Source organism: Pseudomonas sp. LAMO17WK12:I5 (assembly GCF_900215165.1).
Lineage (GTDB): Bacteria > Pseudomonadota > Gammaproteobacteria > Pseudomonadales > Pseudomonadaceae > Aquipseudomonas > Aquipseudomonas putida_A.
The window spans coordinates 299973-321477 of sequence record NZ_OBDS01000005.1 but is presented as its reverse complement, the minus strand read 5'-3'; the positions used below and the strand labels follow the sequence as shown (position 1 = coordinate 321477).

The window sequence follows — 21505 nt, the reverse complement described above, 5'->3', positions numbered from 1 at the left end:
ACATCAAACCGGCGCCTTCCAATCCAGCATCTGCTGCTGTGCCACCTGCAGCAAATCATTGCCATCCTGAGCCAGCAGATACAGCGCATGGGTAATGTGTGGAATGTCCTGAACATCGCCATGCCGGAAGCACATGCAGTGCAGGGTTTCGAGCAAGTCGCTGCAGGCGCGGATGCGCTGGACGGCGGACTCGAGGATGTCTTGGGGGTTGGCTAGGGTGTCGATGACCATTGGCGCGCTGTCGGTGACGCCGCTGTTGAGCGGGTGATAGCGGCTTGGGAGCGGATTTGGTGTAAGCATATTGATTACTCGATTGTTTCGAAAGTAACCCGCCAGCACCGTGACCAAACGATGGGAGGCGGACCGTGTACAGGCTTGGTCAACCGAGAACAATCAACTCAGCTCGCCCGAAGGCGTCCTGCACACGGCCACCACAGCAATGCACTACACGGTCAAAGAACTCCGCGGTGCAAATGATGGCACATATGCAATCGATTATTCTCAGGTGACCAAACCCGAATCGCTGATTTTGCAGCGACGCCAAACCATAACCGCCCCGCTCCCGCCGCCGGAAGCAGACAAAGCATCCATCCTTGTAGGAATCGGCACCGCATCCCCGAGAAATCATCCCTCTGCCAGACAGCCGGCGTTCAGCCAGGTTAACCATCGCTTAACGCCGCAGTCCAAGACTGTACTGTACCGCACACCTCAGCCCCTGGCTGGCGCCGAGTGCGGCAGGTTCGGCCGTAAGGCGCCGAATGCTTATTCCGTCGCACGGGAGTCCGATTCATGAACATTCGCACGCTATTGCTCACCTCCGCCCTCGCCTGCAGCGCATTCGCCGGGCTGGCTCAGGCCAATGACACCAACGCTGCTACCCAGCCCGTTCCTTACCAGTACGGCATGCCGTTGCATGTGAACAAAGTGATCTCGCTGACCGAGCCACAAACTCAGCAGTGCAAGGTCATCACCGCTGACATGAAGTACATCGACAATGCGGGCAAGCCAGCGGAAATCACCTATCGGAAAATGTCTGACGCCTGCAACTTCCAGAACTGACAGAAGGCTCTGATTTGCGGCTTTGCGGTAGGCGGTGAAGGCTTCGCGGGTTATGCTCGGGGTCACTTCTCACTGCCGCAGGGACTCGCCATGCAGTTGTCGTTTCGCACGTTGTCGATCATCACATCTTTGTTGTGTTTAGTGCTGGCGCTGGCCTGGGGCTTTTTCCCGCAGCTGTTGCTGGCGATCTGGAGCATTGAGTATTCGAGCGCTGCCGGTTTTGTTGCACGGCGCAGTGCGGTGCTGTTTGCGGCGTTGGGGGTGATGTTTTATCTGGTGCGCAGCGCGCCGCCGTCGCTGGGTCGCAATGCCCTGAGCAACGGGTTTATCGTCGGTTGTTTTGGTCTGGCGGTACTGGGTTTTGGCGAATGGCTGAACGGCCACACCGGCCCCGGGATTCTGCTCGCGGTGCTGGTCGAGTTCGCGCTGGGCCTTGGCTTTGTGCAGGCCCGGCGCGTGACGGTCGAACTGGGTGAAACGGTGAGTTAAAGCGCTCTGGAGCGAGGACTGTAATGCTGTGGCGTGGTTTGTTGCGCCAGATCCGAACGCAGGCCGGCAATCAGTTCGTTGATCTCGCGACAGCCATTGAGATGGCTGGCGTCGATACCGCTGACGTGCAGATCAACCTGGTCAGTCTGGTGGTCGCCGAAGACCTTGACGGTCATCGACAGGTCTGGCGACAGCGTGCACTGGCAGCGTTTAGGCAAAAAACTGCTTTCAATGATATTGCGTAGTTCCAAGGCAGACAGAAACATGATGAACCTCTCCTTATTGATGAAACTGCCAATCAACTCTTCACGTTGACCGCTTTTGCTGCCCCTGCACGGGTGTGTCCCCGCTGATTCCCTGGTGCGGCAAACGGTTGTACTGCGAAATGCCCATTGGAGTGTAGGCGCCCGAAGCCGGTGCGCTGCACCAAAGCGACGCATAAAACGTGCCTTTCATCGGGTCATTTTGACCCTCATGAAATCAAGCACTTGGCGCGGTGGCCAGCAGTTGGCCAGTTGCAAAATGCAAGATCGACCCTCCTGAGCACTGCAATTTGCAAGTCGACACCGGTTTGCATTCATCGCTGATGACAGTGAGAATGCCCGACATCCACCCTACACCCGCCAGGAGGCTTTCATGGGTTCTTTACGCGCTCGCGCGACAATCGGTCTGCTCGTTGCCGGCCTGTCTACCCTCGCCCACGCGGCCAAACTCGAAGACGTCGCGCCGTATCCCAAGGCGGAAAACGGCTTCACCCGCCAAGTCATCTACCTGCCCAAACAGGATCAGGAGGAGAATTTCCAGGTTGAAGTGCTCGCCGGCAAAACCCTGGAAGTCGACTGCAATCGCCAGCGCCTGGGCGGCGCTCTGGACGAGAAAAACCTCGAAGGCTGGGGCTATCCGTTCTACCGCCTGGAAAAAGTCATCGGCCCGATGAGCACGCTGATGGCCTGCCCACCCGGCACCGCGAAGAAACGCGCCTTTGTCCCGGTTGTTGGTGACGGCTTCATGCTGCGCTACAACAGCAAGCTGCCACTGGTGATCTACGCCCCGAAAGATGTCGAGGTGCGCTATCGCATCTGGTCGGCTTCGGACAAGGTCGGCACTGCCATTGCGGAATGACCTGAACAGGGAGCGCCAAACGTGATTACCTGCCATGTGCGATACGTGATCGATCCGTACCAACTGACCGAATTCGAGGCCTACGCCAAGGCTTGGCTGGGCATCGTCGAGCGTTTGGGCGGCACGCATCACGGCTATTTCCTGCCCTCCGAGGGCGCGAGCAACATCGCTTATTGCCTGTTCAGCTTTCCTTCGCTGGCCGATTACGAAAGCTACCGGCACATCGCGCTGACCGACCCGGAAAGCACGGCGCTGGTGGAATCACTGGTGCAGAAGAAATTCATCGTCAGCTACGAGCGCAGTTTCCTGCGCCCACTGCTGCCCTGAGTGTTATCACGCCGGCACGCCGCACACCGCGGCGCGCTCGGCGACGTGGCGCAGGCTGTCGAAGTTGATGTTGGCGCCGGAGTCGATCGCGACGAAGGTCTGCTCGCGAACACCGCTACGCGCCACGTATTGCTTGATGCCGGCCACCGCCAATGCCCCGGAAGGCTCGGTGATCGAGCGGGTATCGTCGTAGATATTCTTGATCGCCGCGCACAACTCGTCATTGCTGACGGTGACCACCTCGTCCACGCAGAACCGGCACACCTCAAAACCATAAGCGCCGATCTGCGCCACCGCCACGCCATCGGCGAACGTTCCGACACTGGGCAACACAACGCGCGCATCCGCTTGCAGCGCCGCCTTCAGGCAGGCCGAATGCTCCGATTCGACACCGATGATCCGTACCTCCGGTCGCAGGTATTTGACGTACGCCGCGATGCCGGCGATCAGCCCGCCCCCACCGACCGGAACGAAGATCGCATCCAGCGGCCCCTGATGCTGACGGAGGATTTCCATGGCCACCGTGCCTTGGCCGGCGATCACGTCCGGGTCGTCGAATGGAGAGACAAAGGTGCGCCCGGTCTGCTCGGCGAGTTGCAGCGCATGGGCCAGGGCAAACGGAAAACTCTCGCCGTTCAGCAGCGCCTCGGCGCCCCGACTTCGCACCCCAAGCACCTTGAGTTCGGGCGTGGTCGAGGGCATGACGATGGTCGCCGCGATCCCCAGCTCCCGCGCTGCCAGCGCCACGCCTTGGGCATGGTTGCCCGCCGAGGCGGTGATCACCCCGCGTGCTTTCTGCGCATCGCTCAATTGCACCAGCTTGTTGTAGGCGCCACGGATCTTGAAGGAGAACGTCGGTTGCAGGTCTTCGCGCTTGAGCAGGATCAGGTTGCCCAGCGCCTCGGACAGCGCCGGCGCCGCTTGCAACGGCGTGCGCACAGCAATGTCGTAGACCGGCGCGGCGAGGATCCTTTTCACGTACTGCTCAAGCAGGGCTTGCTGGTCGGGGCTGTATTTCATCGTCATCTCCGGGCGCTCTGTGTAGGAGCTGCCGGAGGCTGCGATCTTTTGACTTTGTTTTTCTCAAATCCAAAGCAAGATCAAAAGATCGCAGCCTTCGGCAGCTCCTACAGGGAGCCATCGTTGTTAAAACCCCGGAGACAGAAAATGAAAACCCGCCTCTAGGGCGGGTTGGGTGCTGCAGTCGTGAGCTAGCCCGCCAAATGAGGAATGGCGGTAATAATGCTTGGCTGGCAGCGCAATACGGTGGAGGTCATGGGCCTGAAATTAGCCCGGCGGCGGCCGGCGAGTCAATGGTTTATTTGCGGACGCCAAGGTAGGCTGGCGATTCTGCTCATCACCCCAAGGAAGGAATGCATGATGTCTGTCGCCCTGCCCCTCACTGCGTTGATTGCGTTTACTGGCTACACCGTATCGGTGATGCTCCAGGCCGAACAGTCGTTGATCGACTTCGGCCTCAGCCTGATGTCGCGTCCGGACACGGCGCAGGTGGTGATTGATCTGTATCTGCTGGCGACGCTGGCCGGGGTATGGATGGTCAAGGACGCGCGAGCGCGAGGAATGTCGATCTGGTCGGTGGTGCCGTATCTGTTGCTGACGGCGGTGTTTGTGTCGATTGGGCCGTTGTTGTATCTGGTGGTGCGTGGGGTTCGGGAGCGCCGGAAAGTGATTGTGCCAGATCCAGCGGGCTGATCCTGAGCCTCCGGTGCTGCTGAAATAGCTTTCGCGAGCAAGCCCGCTCCCACAAGGGATTTGTATCAGGCACAGATCCCGTGCCAACCCGCAATCCACTGTGGGAGCGAGCTTGCTCGCGAAGGCGTCGGCCAAGTCACAACAGATCACTTGGCCAACCGCCGCAACCCCAACAACATCCCCCCCGCCCCGAGCAACATCACCAGCAGAAACACCGGGTAGGAAATCCACCACGGCGTGCCTGCCGTCATCATGCTGAATTCCGACATCCCGCCGATGCTCGCAATCAGGTTCAACGGCAGAAACACCACGTTGATCAACGTCAACTTGCGCAGCAGGTTGTTCATGCTGTTGTTCATCAAGTTGCCGCGCGCATCGATCAGCCCCGAGAACACCGTGGAGTAGATCTCCGCCTGCTTGTAGCACTGGTTGTTTTCGATGATCAGGTCGTCGATCAGCCCGATCGCTTCACTGCCGAAATGCTGTTTTTCCGCGTGATTGCGCAGCCGCGTCAGCACCGCGCCGTTGCTGTGCAGGGCGTTGATGTAATAGATCAGGCTTTCGCTGAGGTTGAACATCTGCACCAGGTGTTGGTTCTGCATCGAGGCGTTGAATTTCTGTTGAAGCTCGCGGGCCACCAGTTTGATCACCTTCAGATGGCCGAGGTAGTGATGGATGTTGTTGAACAGCAAATCGAGCAGCACATCCAGCGGTGCATTGAGCGGTTGGCGCGTGCCGATGCCGTGCAGCGGCGTGTCGTCGGTGGCGATCACCAGCAATTGCCCGGGAGCAAACAGCAGGCCACAGGACGACACTTCAAACGCCAGACTGCCACCACCGGAATAGTTTTCCGGACGTTTCCAGATCAGGAACAAATGATCCGGGTGAAACTCGATTCGCGAGACTTCGTCCGGGTCCAGCGCCGAGGCCAGCGCGTGTTCGTCGACCTTGTAGTGGCTGTGCAGCAAATCGCGCTCGGCAGCATCGGGATTGCTGAACAGCATCACCTCGGCGTCCAGCCGCTCGACCCGCTGAAGCGCGCCATGACTCAATGCGAAACTGCTGATCATCGGCGCGTCACCAGGCCTGGCCGCGACGTTTGAGCTCCAGCCGTCGCACGAACTCTTCCAGCACCAGTGAATACAGATCGTCCTGCAAGTAGGCGTCTTCGATACCGGCATCGAGGTTGGGGTTGTCGTTGACCTCGATTACTACCACTTTGTCGCCGGCCTGTTTCAGGTCCACGCCGTAGAGGCCATCGCCGATCAGGTTGGCGGTCTTGACCGCCAGTTCCACCACCGCTCGCGGCGCCTCATGGACCGCCAGGGTGCGGCACTCGCCGTTGATGTCCTGGCCCTTGGCTTTGTGGTTGTAGATTTGCCAGTGACCCTTGGACATGAAGTACTGGCAGGCGAAGATCGGTTTGCGGTTGAGCACGCCGATGCGCCAGTCGTACTCGGTATAGAAAAACTCCTGAGCCAGCAGCAACACCGAGTGTTCGAACAGTTCAGCGGTGGCTTCAAGCAGCGCCTGCTGGCTTTCAACCTTGATCACTCCGCGAGAAAAACAGCCGTCGGGGATCTTCAGCACCAGCGGAAAACCGAGGCGTTCGCCGACCCGCTCGAAGTCTTCCGGTCGTTCCTTGTAGAGAATTTCGGTGGCGGGCATGCCCAGTTGGTGGCTGTTGAGCAGGTCGGTCAGATACACCTTGTTGGTGCAGCGCAGGATCGACGTCGGATCATCCATGACCACCAGCCCTTCGCTTTCGGCTTTTTTTGCAAAGCGATAGGTGTGGTTGTCGACGCTGGTGGTCTCGCGGATCAGCAAGCCGTCGTACTCGGCGATCCGCGCATAATCCCTGCGCTCGATCAGTTCGACGTCGATGCCCATGCGTTTGCCGACCCGCACGAAGTTTTCCAGCGCCTTGGCGTTGGATGGCGGCAAGGCTTCCTGCGGATCGTGCAGGATCGCCAGGTCGTAACGCGCCACTTGCGGCGAGCGTGGCGCCCGCCAGACTTTACGGCTGAAGCCGTCCAGCGCATTGGCGAACTGATCTTCCTGGTCATCACGCAACTTGTGCAGAGCGCCGGACTTTATGCCTTCGATGTGCCAACCGTTAGTTCGACGAAACTCAACTAACAGGATCGGACAAGGAAACACTTCGAATAACTGTCGAGCCAGATCCTGCAGCGGCTCGATATGCGTCTTGCCGAAGTAAAGTGTCAGGGTAAAACCTTCGGTATCGCTGTAAAGGTGATGACTGAGGGCTTTTTCCAGGGTTTTATCGAGATCGTCCAGCGCCAGACCGTAAAGCGATTTTTTCGTCAGTTCGCTGATGGTGCGCACCGATGGAATCACCTTGTGGCCGCGGGCTTCAGCCAGCAGCGAGCAGTAGTAACCGTGCCCGAGGTATTTGTAGCTGCGGCACAGGTTGATCACCTGCACGCGCTTGCCCGGCTCGCTGTCACGGGTTTGCTCGAGGTATTCCTGAGCTGTGACGATGTCCTCGCTGGGAAAGTACGAGGCCCAGTCTTCCTTGCGTTCGACGATAATCAACACTTGACTGGAAGTTCTGATGGCTGGATTTAAAAAAGTTGCCGCCGGCAAACTTTGCTCGGATACTTCGCGCCAATGACCCTGTACCGCTGACATAGAGATTGATCCGTTGGAGAACAAGACCATTTCTATTAAGCACGAAGTTTTTCGAAAGTCCCGTTTCGTTACGCAACTTTTACGGTGGTCATATGAATGCTGTTTTTCGTTTGGCGGTAGTTGAAGATCTGCCAGCGCTGCTGGCCCTGGAAATGCAATGTTTCACCACCGACCGGCTCACCAGCCGCAGCTTTCAATGGATGATCACCCGCGCCCATGCGCAGCTAATGGTCGCCGAGATCGACGGTCGATTGCTCGGCTACGCACTGGTGCTGTTTCATCGCGGCACCTCGCTGGCGCGCCTGTACTCGATCGCCATTGCCGGGGAAGCTCGCGGCAGCGGATTGGGCAAACAGTTGCTGCAACGTATCGAGGCCTGCGCCGTCGAGCATGACTGCGCATACCTGCGCCTGGAAGTGCGTATCGACAACCCCACCGCCATCGCGCTTTACGAGCGCAACGGCTACCGACGCTTTGCGTTGATTCACGATTACTACGAAGACCACGCCGATGCGTTGCGTCTGGAAAAGCGCATTGTTCAGCACCGTGACTCGCGCAACATCAAGGTGCCCTATTACCCGCAAACCACTGAATTTACCTGTGGCCCGGCTTGCCTGCTGATGGCCATGGGCGCGCTGCAACCTGAGCGCTTGCTGGAGCGGCGTGAGGAATTGCAGATCTGGCGTGAAGCGACCACGGTGTTCATGACCTCCGGCCATGGTGGCTGCAGCCCCCAGGGCTTGGCACTGGCGGCCTGGCGACGGGGTTTTAAGGTGCGTTTGCAGCTGAGTATGGCCGGACCATTGTTCCTCGATGGCGTGCGCGATGAGCATAAAAAAGACGTCATGCGCCTGGTGCACGAGGAGTTCACTGCGCAAATGCACGAAACCGACATCGATCGGCAGATTGGCACCCACCTGGATTTGCCGAAGTTGTTACAGGCTGGCGGACAGCCTCTGGTGCTGATCAGCAGCTATCGCCTGACCCGTTCCAAGTCACCGCACTGGGTGGTGGTCACCGATTGCGATGAAGACTTTGTGTATCTGCACGATCCGGATGTCGATCACAGCCAGCATCGTCAGCCGATGGACTGCCAGCATGTGCCGGTCAGCCATGGCGAGTTTGAGAAGATGAGCCGGTTTGGGCGTGGGAAATTGCGCGCGGCGGTGGTTTTGTATGCCCGGAATGAAATCTCTGGCTGACCCGTTGTAGTGAGGGGATTTAGCGAAACGTCGCACCGCCCCGATGGCGCGAAGCGGGCCCTCCTGAATTTTTAAGGGCCTGCTGCACAGGCCATCGGGGATAAATCCCCTCACTACAGTTGAAACTCAGTGTCTGAAGTGAAGTTATTTCAGACCGATTTTGTACAACGAACCATCCTGCTCATCCGTCAGCACATACAGATACCCGTCCGGCCCCTGCCGTACATCGCGAATTCGTTGTTTCAAGTCGCCCAGCAAACGCTCCTCGTGCACCACCTTGTCCCCGTCAAACTGCAAACGAATGAGCTCCTGACTAACCAGCGCGCCGATAAACAGGTTCTGCTGCCAAGGCTTGAAGCGGTCAGCGTCATAGAACGCCATTCCGCTGACACCGGGTGATTTTTCCCAGACATGGTGTGGGTCAACCGCGCCCTCGACGCTCTTGCCCTTGGCTTCCGGGATCGGTTGCAGCGAGTAGTTGATGCCGTGGGTCGCCAGCGGCCAACCGTAGTTCTTGCCGCGCTCAATGATGTTCACCTCATCGCCGCCACGGGGGCCGTGTTCGTTTTCCCAGATAGTTCCATTCCACGGATTGAGCGCCGCGCCCTGCGGATTGCGCTGGCCGTACGACCAGATTTCCGGACGCACGCCGGACTGGCCCACGAACGGGTTGTCATCCGGCACCTTGCCGTCGGGGAAGATCCGCACGACCTTGCCCTGCAGCTTGTCGAGATCCTGCGCGGTCGGTCGGTCGTTGTTTTCGCCCAGGGTGATGAACAGATAACCGTCGCGGTCGAACACCAGTCGTGAGCCGAAGTGGTTGCCGGTCGAGAGTTTCGGCTCCTGACGGAAGATCACCTTGAAATCGCTGATCGTCTTCAGGTCATCCGACAGCCGCCCACGCCCCACCGCCGTACCGGCCTTGTCCCCGGCACCACCGCCCTCGGCGTAGGACAGATAGACCAGACGATCCTGTTTGAAGTCCGGCGACAGCACCACGTCGAGCAAACCGCCCTGGCCCTTGGCCCAGACCTTCGGCACGCCACTGATGGGCTCGGAACGCTTGCCGTCGGCTGTAATCAGCCGCAGGGCTCCCGGGCGCTCGGTCACCAGCATGCCCTGACGATCCGGCAGAAACGCCAGCGCCCAAGGGTGCTGGAGGCCTTGAGTAATCGTGGTGACTTCAAGGGTGCCCTGCTCGCTTTGCAGCTCTTGGGGGGCAGCGGCGAAAGCTGGAGCGCTGATCAGCGCGCCGGCGCACAGCGTGGCTAGAAGGGTTTTACGCAACATGCACGATTCCTTTTGTTCATTTCAAAGGCTGACAGGGACGCAGTCCCGCCGTTCAACGGTTGCTGTCTCCATCGCGTGGCGGTGGGTTGGGGATGAATTTGGGCGGCGTACTCGGCACCGAGCGTTGCTGCTGACCATTGCCAATCCCGCCGTTACCAACGGTGGGCGTACTGGGCGCCGGCACGGTATTCGGCCCGCGAATCGCCGGCGCGCTGGGCTGCGTGCCCTGCATGCTGTTGGGATTGGCCCGGCGGATCGGGCTGTTGTAGGGATTGTTGTTGGTGCCGGTGGGACTTTGCGCCAGCAACAGCGGCGCGGACGGTGCCGCGACGTCGGCATGCGCCAGACCGGCCCCAAGGAGCAGAACGATAATGCCTGGCAGTATTCGGTTCATGGGGTGGCCTCGCGGTGCACAGGTGATAGAGCCTTCGAGTCCACGCTACGCCCCGGGTTCGGATTTGTTAACCCGTCGCCCTTAAACAAGATGTAACACGGCTTGACCGGCAACGCCGCGCGCCACGCAAATGCCGGAAACTTTCGCACTGCGCCACAGGTCACCTGATCATCACTTGGAGAACTCACCATGGCTCGGGCAATCTGGAAAGGCGCGATCAGTTTCGGACTGGTACACATCCCTGTCGCGCTGGTGTCGGCAACCTCTTCGCACGGCGTGGACTTTGACTGGCTCGACAGCCGCAGCATGGATCCGGTGGGCTACAAACGGGTGAACAAGGTCACCGGCAAGGAAGTCACCAAGGAGCACATCGTCAAAGGTGTGGCCTATGAAAAAGGTCGCTACGTGGTGCTCAGCGAGGAAGAGATCCGCTCGGCGCACCCGGTGTCGACGCAGACCATCGACATTTTCTCCTTCGTCGATGCCGAGCAGATCCCGCTGCAGAACATCGACACACCCTACTATCTCGCACCTGACAAGCGCGGCGGCAAGGTCTACGCCCTGCTGCGCGAAACATTGAGCAAAACCAACAAGGTCGCCCTCGCCCGCGTCGTCCTGCACACTCGGCAATATCTGGCAGCACTGATGCCGCTAGAATCGGCGCTGGTGCTGGTCAAACTGCGCTGGCCGCAAGAGGTGCGCGGCCTCGACGAACTGGAACTGGGCAGCGAGGTGACCAAGCCGCAACTGGCCAAGGGCGAGCTGGACATGGCTAAACGTCTTGTGCAGGACATGAGCGGCGACTGGAGCCCGGAGGACTACAAGGACGAGTTTGAAGACAAGATCATGGCCCTGGTCGAGAAAAAGGCCCACGAAGGCAAGATCGAGGATGTCGAGACCGTGGGTGGCGAGGAGGAGCGCAAGTCTGCGGATGTTATCGACTTGACCGAGTTGCTTAAACGCAGCCTGGGCGGTAAAGCGCCGGCCAAAGCGAAGGCAAAAGAAAAGCCTGCCAGTAAGGCAGCCCCGGCGAGAAAGACCAAAAAGGCCTCGGGGGAGTAAATCAGATGCGGTTCCTGTCAGGAAGCTGACAGGTTGGCTTTGAGAGACTCATCGCTCCCACAGTTGAAATGCGTTCTTTCCTGAACTCACATTCCACTGTAGGAGCCAGCCTGCTGGCGATGGCATAAACAGGCGCGATACACCGGTCAGATCAAAATGAAGATCGCCAGCAAACCGCCAAAAATCGCCCACTTTTCCATGTAATAGCGCGCGCGATTACGTTTTTTCAGCTCTTTACCACGCAGGCGAACCTTGTAGATTTTGGTAAACAGGCGGTTGATCCCACCAGTGCGGTCACCCGCGTCGTTCGGCGCACCGGCCGCGGACATCACGGTACGGCTGAACCAGCTGTTGAACGCTGCCGCCCAGCGATATTTCATCGGGCGCTCGATGTCGCAGAACAGGATGATGCGGTTTTTGTCGGTGGTGTTTTCGGCGTAGTGGATGTAAGTCTCATCAAACATCACCGCTTCACCGTCGCGCCAGTGGTAGCTCTCACCGTCGACATTGATGTAGCAACCGGCGTCGTTCGGCGTGTCGAGCCCCAGGTGGTAGCGGTACGAACCGGCATACGGGTCACGGTGGCGAACCAGTTTCGAACCCGGTGGCAGCTCGGCGAACATCGCGGCCTTGATCGAACCGATGCTCTGCACCAGCTCAGTGGTGCGCGGGCACAGCTTCATCGCCGACGGATGGCTCTCGCCGTACCATTTCAAGTAGAAGCGCTTCCATCCACTTTTGAAGAACGAATTGAAACCGACGTCATCGTACTGATTCGAGCGCTTGATCTCACCGGCGCGCAGCAAATCCTGCCCTTCCTGGCGAATTTCTTCCCAATGCGCCTGCAACGGGCTCAGGTCCGGAAACTCGGACGGATCGAGATACGGTTTGTTCGGCTTCTTCGAAAACAGGTAAAGGAAGCAGTTGATCGGGGCCAGAAACGTCGAGTGATCGCTCAATTGACGGCCCAGTTTGTGACGCACACGGCCACGAAGGTGAACGTATGCAATCGAAATGACATAAATAGCGGCAATGATGAGTTTCACGGAAATCGTCACACGTCAAAAGTGAACAAACTGCGCGCCTGCCGGCCGGAGGCCCAGGGTCTATGCAGTGGCATGAATACAGATACTATCCCGGTGGCACTTCCTTGAGCCCATGCCGTTAGCGGCTATTGGGTAATCGGATGGCATTTTAGCCATACTTTGTAACCAATGGTGAACCTGATCTGTTAAAAACTGTCCGCAGAATCTGCCAAACGGCAGGCGCGACAATACGCTCGTGCAGGTGCAGGAGTGCTGACGCAGAACAAAAACAAAGGTTGGAATACGCTTCGACCGAGGTCGCTATGCCGTGCCCACGGACGATATTGTGGTCGAGTCCGATAGGTTGACCATGGACGCCATGCTGCCTAAGGGCCCCGCCGTCATGATCCGTTACCTGACCTTCGGCGCGGCCTTTGCTGGAGATGCTGCCTTAGAACCGGCAACCGATTAATCGAAAGCGCCATTCAGCACTTCGTAAATAAGCCCGCTCGCAATCGCCACCAGGATCAAATCGGTGCCCGCCTGCTGCCACTCATATCCGTCGTAATGAGGCAGGCGCCCCGCCAGTCGCCCATCCAGTTTTTTGGCGATACCCGGCGGCAACGGCTTGCCGCGCGCCAGATTCTTCTGAATGCCGGGAGGCAGTGCCGGACCGGGGCTCCAGTAGTCTCTGTAGCCGTGGAGCACACCCAGCACACCGTTTCGATCGATCACCGGTGCATAATCCCGGTTGCCCGAGTTGGATCCTTTGTTTTTGCCACCCTGATTGCCGTGACCCTGACTGTTCTGGGAGCCGCCCTTGCCGTTCCCTTTGCCATTACCATTACCATTTCCCGGATCGGCCAGTGCGGTTACTGAACTCACCGCCAAAGCCAGGCAAGTAACAGACGCAACAAGTAATCGTGTTTTAAACATGACCGTCCTCTCATGAGAAATTCCTGTTTGAAATGTAGACGATGTTGCTGGTTTGGGTTGCTCCCTGGATTGCTCCAAGCGCGGGACAAGCCAGCAGTCCGGGCCGACCTCAGCCTTGCGCGGCAAGGAACACCGTTACGCAACAGCCTTCAGGTTCATTAGCGTCTGCCATACAACTGCCGCATGACTTATGCGACAATGCGCGCAATGTCTGGCATGAATCCCGCCTTTATTGCCCAACAGCCTGGACACCGCGTCCAGATGCTGCTCTCGCCCCACGCCTGCCGGCTTACCGCCAGCACTGATCGGGTCGGGAAGAAAAGCTCCAAAATGCCCCAGAAATGGCCCAAGCGCCAAATGTGCGGCTCGCAACCCATTGATAGGTAAAGCAATTGATCTCCACAGCTAACATCACGATGCAGTTCGGCGCCAAGCCGCTCTTCGAAAACGTTTCGGTCAAATTCGGCGCGGGCAACCGCTACGGCCTGATCGGCGCCAACGGTTGCGGCAAGTCGACCTTCATGAAAATCCTCGGCGGCGACCTCGATCCGTCCGGCGGTCAGGTCATGCTCGAGCCGAACGTGCGTCTGGGTAAATTGCGCCAGGACCAGTTCGCCTACGAAGAATTCACCGTGATCGATACTGTGATCATGGGTCACGAAGAGCTGTGGAAGGTCAAGGCCGAGCGCGATCGCATCTACTCGCTGGCGGAAATGAGCGAAGAAGACGGCATGGCTGTGGCCGAGCTGGAAACCGAGTTCGCCGAGATGGACGGCTACACCGCCGAATCCCGCGCTGGTGAACTGCTGCTGGGTCTGGGTATTCCGCTGGAACAGCATTTCGGCCCGATGAGCGAAGTCTCGCCAGGCTGGAAACTGCGCGTATTGCTGGCGCAGGCGCTGTTCTCGGATCCGGAAGTGCTGTTGCTCGACGAACCGACCAACCACCTGGACATCAACACCATTCGCTGGCTGGAAAACGTTCTGACCCAGCGTAACAGCCTGATGATCATCATCTCTCACGACCGTCACTTTCTGAACAGCGTGTGCACGCACATGGCTGACCTGGATTACGGCGAGCTGCGCCTGTTCCCGGGCAACTACGACGAGTACATGACCGTGGCGACCCAGTCCCGCGAGCAACTGCTGTCGGACAACGCCAAGAAGAAAGCGCAGATTTCCGAGCTGCAATCGTTCGTCAGCCGCTTCTCGGCCAACGCCTCGAAAGCCAAACAGGCCACTTCCCGCGCCAAGGCGATCGACAAGATCCAGCTGGCCGAGGTCAAGCCGTCCAGCCGCGTCAGCCCGTTCATCCGCTTCGAGCAGAACAAAAAGCTGCACCGTCAGGCGGTCATGGTCGAAAAAATGGCCAAAGGCTTCGACGGCAAGCCACTGTTCAAAGACTTCAGCTTCCAGGTTGAAGCCGGCGAGCGCGTAGCGATCATCGGCCCGAACGGTATCGGCAAAACCACCCTGCTGCGTACCCTGGTCAACGAACTGACCCCGGATGCCGGTAGCGTCAAGTGGACCGACGCCGCGGAACTGGGCTACTACGCTCAGGACCATGCGCACGACTTCGAAGACGACGTGACGCTGTTCGACTGGATGGGTCAGTGGACTCAGGGCGAGCAGATGATTCGCGGCACTCTGGGCCGCATGCTGTTCTCCAACGACGAGATCCTCAAGTCGGTCAAAGTGATTTCCGGTGGTGAGCAAGGTCGCATGCTGTTCGGCAAGCTGATCCTGCAAAAGCCGAACGTGCTGATCATGGACGAACCGACCAACCACTTGGACATGGAATCGATCGAGGCGCTGAACCTGGCGCTGGAAAACTACCCGGGCACGCTGATCTTTGTCAGCCACGACCGTGAGTTCGTATCGTCCCTGGCGACGCGCATCATCGAGCTGAGCGCCAACGGCGTGACTGACTTCAGCGGCACTTACGATGACTACCTGCGTAGTCAGGGTGTGGTGTTCTAAATCGCTGCAGGTTTGAAGAATAGCCCTGTCCTTGTGACAGGGCTTTTTGCATTTCAGGGGCGAAACTATGTTGGTGCGACTGCCTTCGCGAGCAAGCCCGCTCCCACATTTTGGAAAGCAGTCCCCTGTGGGAGCGAGCCTGCTCGCGAAGAGGCCCTCGAAAACACCACCGCCTCCAGGAAAAATAGTTAGCCTGCTTCCTTTTATTCCAGCGCCCAGCGATGATGCCCACTCTCCCACCGCCGCCCGCGAACGAGTCCACATGTCTGCGCAGCAACCGCCTCCGCAAAGCTCCCTGGCGATCACCCTGCAGATCGTCTCCATCGTGTTCTACACCTTTGTCGCCTTCCTGTGCATCGGCCTGCCGATCGCGGTGCTGCCCGGTTATGTGCATGAGCAGCTGGGTTTCAGCGCCATTATTGCGGGGCTGGTCATCGGCTCGCAGTATCTGGCCACCCTGCTCAGTCGGCCGATGGCCGGACGCATGTCGGATACGCTGGGTACCAAACGGGCGATTGTTTTTGGCTTGTCGGGGATTGTGCTCAGCGGGCTGCTGACGCTGATCTCAACGCTGTTGCAGGACTTCCCGATGCCGAGCCTGATCATTCTGATCATCGGTCGACTGCTGCTCGGCGTCGCACAGGGCCTGATCGGCGTCGGTACCATCAGTTGGTGCATGGGCCAGGTCGGTGTCGAACACACGGCGAGGTCGATCGGCTGGAACGGTATTGCCTCCTATGGCGCAATAGCGATTGGCGCACCGCTGGGCGTGGTGATGGTCGCCGACTACGGCTTTGCCAGCCTGGGTATCGCCTTGTCGATATTGGCCGCGGGCGCCCTGGTGTTGATCCGCAATAAGCCTTCGGTGCCGGTGGTGCGCGGTGAACGGCTGCCTTTTTGGGCGGTGTTCGGGCGGATTGCACCGTATGGGACCAGTTTGACTCTGGCGTCGATCGGTTACGGCACGCTGACCACCTTCATCACCCTTTATTACCTCAACCGTGGCTGGAGCGGCGCGGCGTATTGCCTGACGGTGTTCGGCGTGTGTTTCATCCTGTCGCGGCTGCTGTTCATTTCGGCGATCAGCCGCTTTGGCGGTTTCAATTCGGCGATTGCCTGCATGAGCATCGAGACCGTCGGCCTGGTGTTGTTGTGGCTCGCGCCCTCTACCGCGTTCGCCCTGATTGGCGCGGGACTGGCCGGGTTTGGCTTGTCGCTGGTGTATCCGGCGCTGGGGGTCGAGGCGATCAAGCAGGTGCCCAGCTCCAGCCGTGGCTCGGGGTTGGGGGCTTATGCGGTGTTCTTTGATCTGGCGCTGGCGATTGCCGGGCCGTTGATGGGTGCGGTGGCGTTGAATCTGGGGTATGCGTGGATTTTCTTCATTGCGGCGCTGTTGTCGGTGATCGGGCTGGGGTTGACCTTGCTACTCAAGCGCCACTCGACATCCTGAAATTTCGTACAAATCACTGTGGGAGCGGGCTTGCTCGCGAAGGCGGTGGGTCAGTCAAAATATAGAGTGACTGATCTATCGCATTCGCGAGCAAGCCCGCTCCCACAGGGGGAATTGAGTCGTTTATTGATCCGCGGTCTGCATCCCCGCCCGGCTCGGCTTGCCCAGCGTGCGCGAGAAGAACTGCCCGGCCTCGGAGATCAGGTTGCGGTGAATGTCTTCGCGATCCACGCCGTCGGCGTCGGTGCACAACGCCGGCATGGCGCGGATCTGCTCTTCGTTGCACGGCGCCATGAATACGAAGTGCCCTGCCCCGGCCAATAACTTGAAGTCCGGCGCGGTCGGCAGTTTGCGCGCCAGAGCCGCGGCGTTTTTGTCGAAGGCCACCAGTTTGTCGCCATCGCCGCTGTACAGCAGCACCGGCACATGCACATCCGCCAGGGTGCTACGGCCGAATTTCAGGCTCAGCGGCGCCATCAGCAGCAAGGCATGCACGCGCGAATCGGCCACTGGCTGCAAATCGTCGCGGTCGACGATCAGTTCACCCTGGGTGTTGCAGGCATCATGGTCGTCAGGGCGTTCCTGGCAGTAGCGGCGCAGACGATCCAGATCCGGCTGCGCGCCGGAGAGAATCAACGCGGTTTCGCCACCGGCCGAATAACCAATGACCCCGACCTGATCAGCGTTGACGAACGGCGAGAGCATCGGGTCGCCGAGGGTCGCGGTGATCGCTTCGGAAATCTGGATCGGCCGCCCATACAGATTGCTCAGGGTGCCGAGGCGGCTGTGGTCTTTGGAGTTGTCGCCGGGATGAATCACCGCGACCACCACAAAGCCCTTGCGTGCCAGCGAGGTGGCGAGGTCATGCAGCGCCAGCGGCGTTCCGGTGTTGCCGTGAGACAGCATCAGCATCGGAAAACGACCGATGGCCACCTTGGTGTCAGCGCCGGCCTCGACGGTGTAACCCTCAAGCAGGCTGCTATGTTCACGGTCGCTGGAAGGATAGAAGGCGATGGCGCGCATCGGTTGCAGATCCAGCGGATCGAGGAATGTCATTTCGTGGTAACCGACACTCCAGACAGGGTGTCGCCCGGGCGCGGCATGCACTGAACCGAGGCTGCCGAGCAGGCAAATCAGTAACGTTGCACAAAGACGCATCATGGGATGGCCCACCCTGTGTTACTCAATCGAAAGATCCTTTGTGTTCCGACACGCCCCAAACCCTGAGGTTCGGAGATCCGGCGCAACGGTGCACTCAGACGTTGATCGTTTGACTGCATAACCCGGGCCAGATTATGCAACAGTCAGAAACAAAAAACTCCGCATCTGGCCCTTGCAGAACCAGAATACAGAGTTTTTTGAGGGGCTACCTGAACGGCAGCTGGTCTTTACGCAATGCTTACGCGGCGGCGAACAACTGCTCGCTGATCTTCGCCTGAGCAGCGCTCATCGCGTTGTTGCGCACTTCATCACCGTAGGCCAGACCTTCGGCACGGACGATTTCGATGTCAGTGATGCCGAGGAAGCCCAGTACCAGCTTCAGATATTCCTCGTGAGCGATGCCGCTCGCCTGACCGGCATGGATGCCGCCGGAGGTGGAGACGATCACCACTTTCTTGCCACCGCACAGGCCTTCAGGGCCGGCTTCGGTGTAACGGAAAGTCTGGCCGGCAACGGCGACGCGGTCGATCCAGGCCTTGAGCTGGGTCGGCACGGTGAAGTTGTACATCGGCGCGGCAATGACGATGGCGTCGGCAGCGATGAATTCAGCCAGGGTCGAGGCGCTCAGTTCGGCTTCGTGCTGTTGTGCGGCGTCGCGCAGCTCAGCAGTGGTACCGGCAGCCACCAGGGTGGTCGACGAGAAGTGACTGATGGCGTCGGCGGCCAGGTCACGGTAGGTGACCACGGCGGTTGGCTCGGCGGCTTGCCAGGCTTTGACGACTTGGCTGCTCAACTGACGGGAAGCGGAGTTGTCGCCCAGAATGCTCGAATCGATGTGCAGCAGTTTCATGTGGAATCTCCTGTAAAGAATCGCCGGCGGCGACGGAATGGAGACAATCCTACGGAAGAAACCAATAGCTGATTAGCCGCCGACAATGCGATAGTTCGTCCCACTGATAGAACGGTGGACTTTTCATGCAGGATCTCAATGATCTCTACTATTTCGCCAAGGTGGTCGAGGCCGGTGGCTTCGCCGCAGCCGGGCGTTTGCTGGGCATTCCCAAGTCCCGCCTGTCACGACGCATTGCCGAACTCGAAGAACGCCTTGGCGCCCGCCTGCTGCAACGCACCACGCGCCAGTTGAACCTGACCGCGGTTGGCGAGCGCTACTTGCGTCACTGTCAGGCAATGCTGCTGGAAGCAGAGATGGCTGACGAAGCGGTCGCCAGCATGTCCAGCGAGCCACGTGGCCGCCTGCGCGTATCCTGTCCTACCGGTCTGGCGCGGGAAATGTTGCCGTGGGTGATCAGCGAATTCCTCGGCAAATTCCCTCAGGTGCAACTGGAGGTCGTGCTGCTCAATCGCCGGGTGGATCTGGTCGCCGAAGGCTTCGACGTGGCCCTGCGTGTACGCGAGTTGGGCGATGAAGATCCCTTGCTGGTCACCCGGCGTCTGCGCCAGGCACAAATGGTCGTGGTGGCCAGCCCGGCTTTTGTCGAGGGCAAAACCATCACTCATCCGCAGGACTTGAAGAACCTGCCGGTGCTCGGCGCGCTGGAGGCCGATCGCATGGTGCATGTGCGCTTGCTGGACGAGCAAGGCAACAGCGTCGAACTGAACATGGAAGCGCGGCTGGGCATCGATGATTTCATCGTGCGCAAGGCCTGTGTGCTGGCCGGCCAGGGTTTCACTCTGCTGCCGATGATGTATTGCGAAGCCGACCTTGAGAGCGGCGCGCTGGTGCAATTGCTGCCCGAGTGGTCGTTGCCCGGCGGCTGGTTGCAGGCGGTGTATCCGCATCGACGCGGGGTGATGCCGGCGGTGCGGGCATGGATCGATCATCTGGTCGAATCGTTCAATGCGTGCGGGGAGCGGTTGTTATGAAACAGGGAAAGATGAACGAAGCGGATGTCGCCGCCTTCTGCCTGGCCTTGCCGGGCGCGCGGGAGGATTACAAATGGGGCGGCGTGCGGGTGTTCTCGATTGCCGGCAACAAGATGTTTGCCCTGCAAGGGCTGCGCGGGGACTCACTGGCGTTCAAGGTCGACAAGGATCTGTTTCTCGGCCATTGCGACCGTCCTGGTATTCACCCGGCACCTTATCTGGCGCGGGCGCAGTGGATCATCATCCACCCGCCCTACCCGCTGGGTGCCGAGGAGCTGCAGGGATTACTGACGCGTTCGCATCAATTGGTGGTAGGCAAATTGCCCAAAAAAACCCAAATCGGATTGTTGCTCTAGCTTTTTGATTTTGATTTTGGTGGGAGCGGGCTTGCTCGCGAAAGCGGTGTGTCAGACAACATATTCGTCCATTGGCACACCGCTTTCGCGAGCAAGCCCGCTCCCACATGGGTCATGTGTGAAGCTTAAATATGTGACAGCAGGTTCGAACCGAGAAACAACTGGTCGATCCAGAACACCTGATGCAGCGCCACAATCACCCAGAACAGAATCTGAAACGACACCTTGCGCGTCTTGTGCCGGAATACCTGTTGGGCGATCAGCGCGCCGGGCCAGCCGCCGGCCAGTTCCAGCGCATGCAGGATGTTCTCCGGTGTGCGCCACGCATCGGCGCGGGCCTTGCGCTTGTCTGCCCAGTACATGAAAAACGCCAGCACGCTGACCACGCCATAAGCGGTCAACGGCACCAGCGAGATGCCGCGCAGCCACATCGACAGCGAGCCGAACAGCGGCAGCGCGCACACGATCAGCAGCACCGCCAGTTTCAGTTTCAGATGCTGAATGCCGCCACCGGACGGTCGTCCATCCGGGCGGCGCGCGCGGGAATCACTCATGGTTTCGCCGCCGACCAATCCACCCAGCCGAACTGCCAGGTCGCCAGAATCACCAGACCGAAAACAATCCGGTACCAGGCGAATGCCGCGTAACTGTGGCTGGCGATGAACTTGAGCAGACCGCGCACGGCGATCATGGCGAAGATGAACGCGGTGATGAAGCCGATGGCGAACACCGGAAAGTCTGCCGGCACAAACAGATGGCGATACTTGTAACCGGAGTACACCGCCGCACCGACCATGGTCGGCATCGCCAGGAAGAACGAGAATTCGGTCGCGGTCTTGCGCGACAGGCCGAACAGCAGGCCGCCGATGATCGTCGAGCCGGAACGCGAGGTACCGGGGATCATCGCCAGACACTGCGCGAAACCGACTTTCAGCGCGTCCTTCCAGGTGATCTCGTCCACGGTTTCGGCGTGCACTTCATGTTGCCGACGCTCGGCCCACAGCATGATCACACCACCCACCACCAGCGCGGTCGCGACGGTGATCGGATTGAACAGGTATTGGTGAATCAGGTCGGCAAAAATCACCCCCAGCACCACCGCCGGCAGAAACGCGATCAGCAGGTTGGCGGTAAAACGCCGCGCACTCGGCTGGGTCGGCAAGCCGATCACCACGTCGAGAATCTTGCGACGAAACTCCCAGACCACCGCGAGGATCGCGCCGAGCTGAATAATGATGTTGAACGCCATGGCCCGTTCGCCACCGAAGTCGAGCAAGTCGGCAACAATGATCTGGTGTCCGGTACTGGAAATGGGCAAAAACTCCGTCAGCCCCTCTACAACTCCAAGAATCAGTGCCTGCAAGGCGGTCCAAAGATCCATCAGTCCCCCAAAGAGCGATGCAC

23 protein-coding genes and 1 pseudogene are annotated in these 21505 nt (G+C 59.2%); 11 read left to right on the top strand and 13 right to left on the bottom strand.

What is annotated here, in order from left to right; translation table 11 throughout:
• Positions 1-3: 3 nt before the first annotated feature.
• Positions 4-300: a hypothetical protein gene (locus CRO59_RS11070; RefSeq protein WP_097087376.1), complete on the bottom strand. Its 297-nt coding sequence runs from the start codon at positions 298-300 to the stop codon at positions 4-6.
• Positions 301-789: 489 nt separating this feature from the next.
• Between CRO59_RS11070 and CRO59_RS11060 the strand changes: the two genes are divergently transcribed.
• Complete coding sequence (locus CRO59_RS11060) at positions 790-1059, top strand: DUF2790 domain-containing protein (protein ID WP_047294637.1); 270 nt, start codon at positions 790-792, stop codon at positions 1057-1059.
• Positions 1060-1149: 90 nt separating this feature from the next.
• Positions 1150-1548 carry a hypothetical protein gene (locus CRO59_RS11055; RefSeq protein ID WP_097087374.1) on the top strand — a complete coding sequence of 133 codons (399 nt, stop codon included), beginning with the start codon at positions 1150-1152 and terminating at the stop codon, positions 1546-1548.
• On the opposite strand, the gene CRO59_RS11050 is transcribed toward CRO59_RS11055, so the two are convergent.
• Complete coding sequence (locus CRO59_RS11050) at positions 1545-1814, bottom strand: DUF1652 domain-containing protein (RefSeq protein WP_007964586.1); 270 nt, start codon at positions 1812-1814, stop codon at positions 1545-1547. The genes CRO59_RS11055 and CRO59_RS11050 overlap by 4 nt on opposite strands.
• 370 nt (positions 1815-2184) lie before the next feature.
• On the opposite strand from CRO59_RS11050, the gene eco reads away from it, so the two are divergent.
• Positions 2185-2670 (top strand): serine protease inhibitor ecotin, encoded by a 486-nt coding sequence (eco, locus tag CRO59_RS11045; protein WP_096796565.1) that lies wholly within the window; start codon positions 2185-2187, stop codon positions 2668-2670.
• Positions 2671-2691: 21 nt separating this feature from the next.
• Positions 2692-2997 carry an NIPSNAP family protein gene (locus tag CRO59_RS11040; protein WP_003225174.1) on the top strand — a complete coding sequence of 102 codons (306 nt, stop codon included), beginning with the start codon at positions 2692-2694 and terminating at the stop codon, positions 2995-2997.
• 30 nt (positions 2998-3027) lie between these two features.
• Here CRO59_RS11040 and ilvA read toward each other — a convergent pair.
• Positions 3028-4023 (bottom strand): annotated as a pseudogene (gene ilvA / locus CRO59_RS11035) (threonine ammonia-lyase, biosynthetic); the annotation flags it as partial.
• Between the two features lie 351 nt (positions 4024-4374).
• On the opposite strand from ilvA, the gene CRO59_RS11030 reads away from it, so the two are divergent.
• Complete coding sequence (locus CRO59_RS11030; protein WP_097087370.1) at positions 4375-4710, top strand: DUF2834 domain-containing protein; 336 nt, start codon at positions 4375-4377, stop codon at positions 4708-4710.
• A gap of 146 nt (positions 4711-4856) precedes the next feature.
• Here the strand turns inward: CRO59_RS11030 and CRO59_RS11025 are convergent, their stop codons facing one another.
• The gene (locus tag CRO59_RS11025) at positions 4857-5780 is read right to left on the bottom strand and encodes a magnesium transporter CorA family protein (protein ID WP_096796562.1); all 924 of its coding nucleotides are present in this window, start codon (positions 5778-5780) and stop codon (positions 4857-4859) included.
• Between the two features lie 7 nt (positions 5781-5787).
• A complete protein-coding gene (locus tag CRO59_RS11020) occupies positions 5788-7362 on the bottom strand; it encodes a RimK family protein (RefSeq protein ID WP_096796561.1) in 1575 nt (524 codons plus the stop codon).
• A 92-nt stretch (positions 7363-7454) separates the two neighbouring features.
• On the opposite strand from CRO59_RS11020, the gene rimI reads away from it, so the two are divergent.
• The gene (rimI, locus tag CRO59_RS11015) at positions 7455-8564 is read left to right on the top strand and encodes a ribosomal protein S18-alanine N-acetyltransferase (protein WP_097087368.1); all 1110 of its coding nucleotides are present in this window, start codon (positions 7455-7457) and stop codon (positions 8562-8564) included.
• 144 nt (positions 8565-8708) lie between these two features.
• Here rimI and CRO59_RS11010 read toward each other — a convergent pair whose 3' ends face one another.
• Together CRO59_RS11010 and CRO59_RS11005 are read right to left on the bottom strand one after the other, a co-directional pair.
• Positions 8709-9854 (bottom strand): PQQ-dependent sugar dehydrogenase, encoded by a 1146-nt coding sequence (locus tag CRO59_RS11010; RefSeq protein WP_097087366.1) that lies wholly within the window; start codon positions 9852-9854, stop codon positions 8709-8711.
• A 52-nt stretch (positions 9855-9906) separates the two neighbouring features.
• Positions 9907-10248: a hypothetical protein gene (locus CRO59_RS11005; protein ID WP_097087364.1), complete on the bottom strand. Its 342-nt coding sequence runs from the start codon at positions 10246-10248 to the stop codon at positions 9907-9909.
• Positions 10249-10437: 189 nt separating this feature from the next.
• Here CRO59_RS11005 and CRO59_RS11000 point away from each other — a divergent pair, with 189 nt between their 5' ends.
• Positions 10438-11310 carry a Ku protein gene (locus tag CRO59_RS11000; protein WP_027612716.1) on the top strand — a complete coding sequence of 291 codons (873 nt, stop codon included), beginning with the start codon at positions 10438-10440 and terminating at the stop codon, positions 11308-11310.
• A 146-nt stretch (positions 11311-11456) separates the two neighbouring features.
• Here the strand turns inward: CRO59_RS11000 and lpxO are convergent, their stop codons facing one another.
• The gene (gene lpxO, locus CRO59_RS10995) at positions 11457-12356 is read right to left on the bottom strand and encodes a lipid A hydroxylase LpxO (RefSeq protein WP_027612715.1); all 900 of its coding nucleotides are present in this window, start codon (positions 12354-12356) and stop codon (positions 11457-11459) included.
• Positions 12357-12803: 447 nt separating this feature from the next.
• Positions 12804-13271, bottom strand: coding sequence for an anti-virulence regulator CigR family protein (locus tag CRO59_RS10990; RefSeq protein ID WP_027612714.1), 468 nt, complete (start codon positions 13269-13271; stop codon positions 12804-12806).
• Positions 13272-13663: 392 nt separating this feature from the next.
• Between CRO59_RS10990 and CRO59_RS10985 the strand changes: the two genes are divergently transcribed.
• The gene (locus tag CRO59_RS10985; RefSeq protein WP_027612713.1) at positions 13664-15250 is read left to right on the top strand and encodes an ABC-F family ATPase; all 1587 of its coding nucleotides are present in this window, start codon (positions 13664-13666) and stop codon (positions 15248-15250) included.
• A gap of 262 nt (positions 15251-15512) precedes the next feature.
• The gene (locus CRO59_RS10980) at positions 15513-16700 is read left to right on the top strand and encodes an MFS transporter (protein ID WP_097087362.1); all 1188 of its coding nucleotides are present in this window, start codon (positions 15513-15515) and stop codon (positions 16698-16700) included.
• Between the two features lie 123 nt (positions 16701-16823).
• Here the strand turns inward: CRO59_RS10980 and CRO59_RS10975 are convergent, their stop codons facing one another.
• Both CRO59_RS10975 and CRO59_RS10970 read right to left on the bottom strand, forming a co-directional pair.
• On the bottom strand, positions 16824-17861 hold the full coding sequence (locus CRO59_RS10975; protein ID WP_027612711.1) for a dienelactone hydrolase: 1038 nt from the start codon (positions 17859-17861) through the stop codon (positions 16824-16826).
• Between the two features lie 238 nt (positions 17862-18099).
• A complete protein-coding gene (locus CRO59_RS10970; protein ID WP_027612710.1) occupies positions 18100-18711 on the bottom strand; it encodes an FMN-dependent NADH-azoreductase in 612 nt (203 codons plus the stop codon).
• A 125-nt stretch (positions 18712-18836) separates the two neighbouring features.
• Here CRO59_RS10970 and CRO59_RS10965 point away from each other — a divergent pair, with 125 nt between their 5' ends.
• The gene (locus CRO59_RS10965; RefSeq protein WP_007964611.1) at positions 18837-19745 is read left to right on the top strand and encodes a LysR substrate-binding domain-containing protein; all 909 of its coding nucleotides are present in this window, start codon (positions 18837-18839) and stop codon (positions 19743-19745) included.
• Positions 19742-20101: an MmcQ/YjbR family DNA-binding protein gene (locus tag CRO59_RS10960; protein ID WP_097087359.1), complete on the top strand. Its 360-nt coding sequence runs from the start codon at positions 19742-19744 to the stop codon at positions 20099-20101. The genes CRO59_RS10965 and CRO59_RS10960 overlap by 4 nt, the downstream gene beginning before the upstream one ends.
• Positions 20102-20226: 125 nt before the next feature.
• Here CRO59_RS10960 and CRO59_RS10955 read toward each other — a convergent pair whose 3' ends face one another.
• Positions 20227-20655 (bottom strand): DUF1294 domain-containing protein, encoded by a 429-nt coding sequence (locus CRO59_RS10955; protein ID WP_027612708.1) that lies wholly within the window; start codon positions 20653-20655, stop codon positions 20227-20229.
• Positions 20652-21482: an undecaprenyl-diphosphate phosphatase gene (locus CRO59_RS10950; RefSeq protein ID WP_027612707.1), complete on the bottom strand. Its 831-nt coding sequence runs from the start codon at positions 21480-21482 to the stop codon at positions 20652-20654. Before CRO59_RS10950 ends, CRO59_RS10955 begins: the two co-directional genes overlap by 4 nt.
• Positions 21483-21505: the final 23 nt, after the last annotated feature.

Excerpts from the sequence above, each read along its gene's own strand:
- rimI (WP_097087368.1), top strand. The coding sequence starts at position 7,455 with ATGAATGCTGTTTTTCGTTTGGCGGTAGTTGAAGATCTGCCAGCGCTG.
- CRO59_RS10955 (WP_027612708.1), bottom strand. The coding sequence starts at position 20,655 with ATGAGTGATTCCCGCGCGCGCCGCCCGGATGGACGACCGTCCGGTGGC.
- CRO59_RS10990 (WP_027612714.1), bottom strand. The coding sequence starts at position 13,271 with ATGTTTAAAACACGATTACTTGTTGCGTCTGTTACTTGCCTGGCTTTG.
- CRO59_RS11000 (WP_027612716.1), top strand. The coding sequence starts at position 10,438 with ATGGCTCGGGCAATCTGGAAAGGCGCGATCAGTTTCGGACTGGTACAC.
- eco (WP_096796565.1), top strand. The coding sequence starts at position 2,185 with ATGGGTTCTTTACGCGCTCGCGCGACAATCGGTCTGCTCGTTGCCGGC.
- CRO59_RS11055 (WP_097087374.1), top strand. The coding sequence starts at position 1,150 with ATGCAGTTGTCGTTTCGCACGTTGTCGATCATCACATCTTTGTTGTGT.
- CRO59_RS11005 (WP_097087364.1), bottom strand. The coding sequence starts at position 10,248 with ATGAACCGAATACTGCCAGGCATTATCGTTCTGCTCCTTGGGGCCGGT.
- CRO59_RS10950 (WP_027612707.1), bottom strand. The coding sequence starts at position 21,482 with ATGGATCTTTGGACCGCCTTGCAGGCACTGATTCTTGGAGTTGTAGAG.
- CRO59_RS10980 (WP_097087362.1), top strand. The coding sequence starts at position 15,513 with ATGTCTGCGCAGCAACCGCCTCCGCAAAGCTCCCTGGCGATCACCCTG.
- CRO59_RS11010 (WP_097087366.1), bottom strand. The coding sequence starts at position 9,854 with ATGTTGCGTAAAACCCTTCTAGCCACGCTGTGCGCCGGCGCGCTGATC.
- CRO59_RS11025 (WP_096796562.1), bottom strand. The coding sequence starts at position 5,780 with ATGATCAGCAGTTTCGCATTGAGTCATGGCGCGCTTCAGCGGGTCGAG.
- CRO59_RS10965 (WP_007964611.1), top strand. The coding sequence starts at position 18,837 with ATGCAGGATCTCAATGATCTCTACTATTTCGCCAAGGTGGTCGAGGCC.
- CRO59_RS11020 (WP_096796561.1), bottom strand. The coding sequence starts at position 7,362 with ATGTCAGCGGTACAGGGTCATTGGCGCGAAGTATCCGAGCAAAGTTTG.
- CRO59_RS11030 (WP_097087370.1), top strand. The coding sequence starts at position 4,375 with ATGATGTCTGTCGCCCTGCCCCTCACTGCGTTGATTGCGTTTACTGGC.
- CRO59_RS11050 (WP_007964586.1), bottom strand. The coding sequence starts at position 1,814 with ATGTTTCTGTCTGCCTTGGAACTACGCAATATCATTGAAAGCAGTTTT.
- CRO59_RS10975 (WP_027612711.1), bottom strand. The coding sequence starts at position 17,861 with ATGATGCGTCTTTGTGCAACGTTACTGATTTGCCTGCTCGGCAGCCTC.
- CRO59_RS10960 (WP_097087359.1), top strand. The coding sequence starts at position 19,742 with ATGAAACAGGGAAAGATGAACGAAGCGGATGTCGCCGCCTTCTGCCTG.
- CRO59_RS11060 (WP_047294637.1), top strand. The coding sequence starts at position 790 with ATGAACATTCGCACGCTATTGCTCACCTCCGCCCTCGCCTGCAGCGCA.
- CRO59_RS10970 (WP_027612710.1), bottom strand. The coding sequence starts at position 18,711 with ATGAAACTGCTGCACATCGATTCGAGCATTCTGGGCGACAACTCCGCT.
- CRO59_RS11070 (WP_097087376.1), bottom strand. The coding sequence starts at position 300 with ATGCTTACACCAAATCCGCTCCCAAGCCGCTATCACCCGCTCAACAGC.